The organism is Allobosea sp. P4_C6, assembly GCF_056402015.1.
The window spans coordinates 1-2,737 of the sequence record NZ_JBFUIF010000171.1 but is presented as its reverse complement, the minus strand read 5'-3'; the positions used below and the strand labels follow the sequence as shown (position 1 = coordinate 2,737).

At 61.0% G+C, this 2,737-nt stretch carries 4 protein-coding genes; 2 read left to right on the top strand and 2 right to left on the bottom strand.

All coding sequences use genetic code 11. The annotated features are described in order from the left end of the window. Positions 1–27 precede the first annotated feature (27 nt). Complete coding sequence (locus AC1DVA_RS27495) at positions 28–231, bottom strand: hypothetical protein (RefSeq protein WP_476807999.1); 204 nt, start codon at positions 229–231, stop codon at positions 28–30. Between the two features lie 198 nt (positions 232–429). Between AC1DVA_RS27495 and AC1DVA_RS27490 the strand changes: the two genes are divergently transcribed. Then, a complete protein-coding gene (locus AC1DVA_RS27490) occupies positions 430–813 on the top strand; it encodes a hypothetical protein (protein ID WP_265055227.1) in 384 nt (127 codons plus the stop codon). A gap of 30 nt (positions 814–843) precedes the next feature. Here the strand turns inward: AC1DVA_RS27490 and ku (AC1DVA_RS27485) are convergent, their stop codons facing one another. Next, complete coding sequence (gene ku, locus AC1DVA_RS27485) at positions 844–1,680, bottom strand: non-homologous end joining protein Ku (RefSeq protein ID WP_476807998.1); 837 nt, start codon at positions 1,678–1,680, stop codon at positions 844–846. A gap of 91 nt (positions 1,681–1,771) precedes the next feature. On the opposite strand from ku (AC1DVA_RS27485), the gene ku (AC1DVA_RS27480) reads away from it, so the two are divergent. Beyond that, positions 1,772–2,560 (top strand): non-homologous end joining protein Ku, encoded by a 789-nt coding sequence (gene ku, locus AC1DVA_RS27480; RefSeq protein WP_476807997.1) that lies wholly within the window; start codon positions 1,772–1,774, stop codon positions 2,558–2,560. The last annotated feature ends 177 nt before the right edge of the window (positions 2,561–2,737 follow it).

Here is a 2,737-nt window from a genome sequence, read left to right as displayed (position 1 = left end):
GGTGCTACGTTGTACGGATAGCCGATCCTAAGAACGGTTTTGGGCGCCCAACGTGAACAGATGATTCTTGGCTTCGCGGCTCAAATTGACGGTGGCCCCCGATTTCCGCGCCAAGCGCTCCGCCGCCTCGATCGTCTCGAACAAGTCGGACGACTGGCCGTAGCCAGAGCCGGTTACATCGCGCGCGATCCATTCCTTGCCGGTGTGGTGCACGGTGAACACTTGCGCCATTYCACGAGCTCCTCTTCGAAGCACGAACAGGCGGCGCCTTGGGTTGTTCCGCCCCGCTTCTCATCGCCAGTTCGATAAGCCGGAACGATTCCCGGCGCCGCCGGTTGGCGACTCAGTTCGTTGAGTGGGAGTTGCGTTATGTGTGCCCAGCGAATGTTGCGAGCTCGCCTATCCTCGGACACCGTCAGCAGCCGGCCTTTGCCGCGGGACGACGAGCGCCAGGGCGTTCTTGATCTCCGTGTTCTCCCGACCTATCGCGCCTACAGCGCCACCCGAGGCTGGGTCGACAAGGTCGACGAAGTGGCGATGCTCGCCAGCGCCCTTGTGGATCGGCTTGAGGATTTGAAGAGCATCCGAAACACGGGTGACCTTGACGAAGCAGACGCGGCCAGCGTCAACGCGAACATCGCTTCGATCGCGAACGCTGCCGACGAGCTCATTACCGCTCTGATCGACAATGCCGAAGCGCGCGGCCTCCAAGCGACTGGCCGCTGGATGGATATCCCGCTGGTCGAGTGCCGAGAGTTCGAGATCGAGGAGCGTGATGCCGGTGGGGACCAGGCAGACACCCCAGAACTCTAGGGTCCGAGCGATGGCTGTCTAGCCGCGAGGTCAGCTCGCCTTACGGGCCGGCTCCGCCTTGCGCCTGGGCGTTGGCGTCTTCTTGTCCTTCACACCCGCGCTAGCCCGCAGCGCATCAAGGAGGTTGACCACGTTGGTTGCGGCCTGAGGCTTCGGCGCCTTGATCGCTCTACCCTCGATCTTCGCCTTTACGAGATCCGCCACCGCCGCTTCGTAGCGGTCGACGAAGGTTGCCGGTTCGAACGTCCCGGCTTTGGTCGAGATGATGTGCTTTGCGAGGTCGAGCATCTCGCCTTTGATCTCGAGCTCCGGCAGTTCCTCAAACGCCGCATCCGCGGAGCGCACCTCGTAATCGAAGTTCAGGGTATGGGCGATCATGCCAGGGCCGCTGGCGCGGATAAGCACGGCGCGATAGCGGCGGAACAGCACCGCGTGCGCAATGGCCCCAGAACCGCGCCGCGTGAGTGCGTCACGAAGGACTGAAAAGGGCGCCGTCGCGCCGGGCCCTGTGGGCGTCAGGTAGTAGGGCTTGTCGAAGAAGAGTGGGTCCACTTCGTCGCAAGGTACGAATGCCTGCACCGCGAGCTTCTTGTCGGATTGGGGGATAGCAGCTTCGATCTCACCAGCATCGAAAACGAGGAAATTGCCGGGATCGATTTCGAAGCCTTTGACCTGCTCTTCCTTGGGAACGGGCTCGTCAGTCGTGGGGTCAAGATACTCGCGGCGGAGCCGATTGCCGGTCTTCCGATTGACCATGTTGAAGCTCGTTCGCTCGGAGGTCGATGCCGCGGTGAAAAGAGCCACCGGAATGCTCAGGGCGCCGACCTGGAGCGTCCCTTTCCATTGAGCTCGAACAGCGGTGGCCATCAACGCAACTCCACACACGAACCGGAGTCAACGCAACGGAACCGTCAGCGTTCCGGAGAATTGAGTCGGCGTGTGAGTTGAGGGTTGCGTCATGGCTCCGAGGTTCTGGACGGGTTATCTGCGCCTCTCGCTGGTGACGTGTCCCGTGGCGTTACAGCCTGCCACCTCCGAGAGCGACAAGGTCCGATTCCACACCCTCAATCGCTCCACCGGCGAGCGCGTCGTGAGCCGCTACGTCGACGCCGTCACTGGCAAGCCCGTCAACGATGACGATGAGGTCAAGGGCTACGCCGTGAGCGATGACAAGTTCGTCCTGTTCGAGGACGAGGAGCTCGCAGCGGTCGGCCTGGAAAGCACGCGAACAATCGACATCGATATGTTCGTAGACCAAGAGACTATCCCTTGGATCTACTACGACTCCAGCTACTTCATGACTCCCGACGATCCGGTTGGCGAAGAGGCCTTCGCGGTGATCCGGGAAGCGATGCGGGCAACGTCGACCGTCGGCATTTCGAGGGTGGTGCTAAATCGCCGAGAGCGTGCCGTGATGTTGCAGCCGCGGGGCAAGGGGATCATTGCCTGGACCTTGCGCTTTGGCGACGAGGTCCGGAAGCCGGCCATTTACTTCGGCGACATCGGCAAAGCGCCAGACGACCCATCGCTAAGCAAGTTGGCCGACAACCTCGTCGCACAAAAGTCGACGCACTGGTCGGCGGAGTTCATGAAAGACCCGATCCAGGAGCACTTGCTCAAGCTGATCGACTCGAAGAAGAGCCGCAGTGCGAAGCGGGGTGCAGCGCCCAGCCGACCGCAGAAAGTGGTCAGCATATTCGACGCACTCAAGAAGAGTCTTCAGGAAGAAGAGCGCAAGCAGCGGTGATACCGCCCGTCACAGGATATGTTTGGATTCCCAGACTGCGACGTCGAAAACGAGCCGGATCAGTTCCTGCTCTTCGACCGTTTCTTCTATGCAGCCTGAAAGCTCCTGGATTCGGGAAATCGCGGCTTGGTATTCGTCTCGCGTCCTTAGCATGCACGGGGCCCACTATTCTAAATC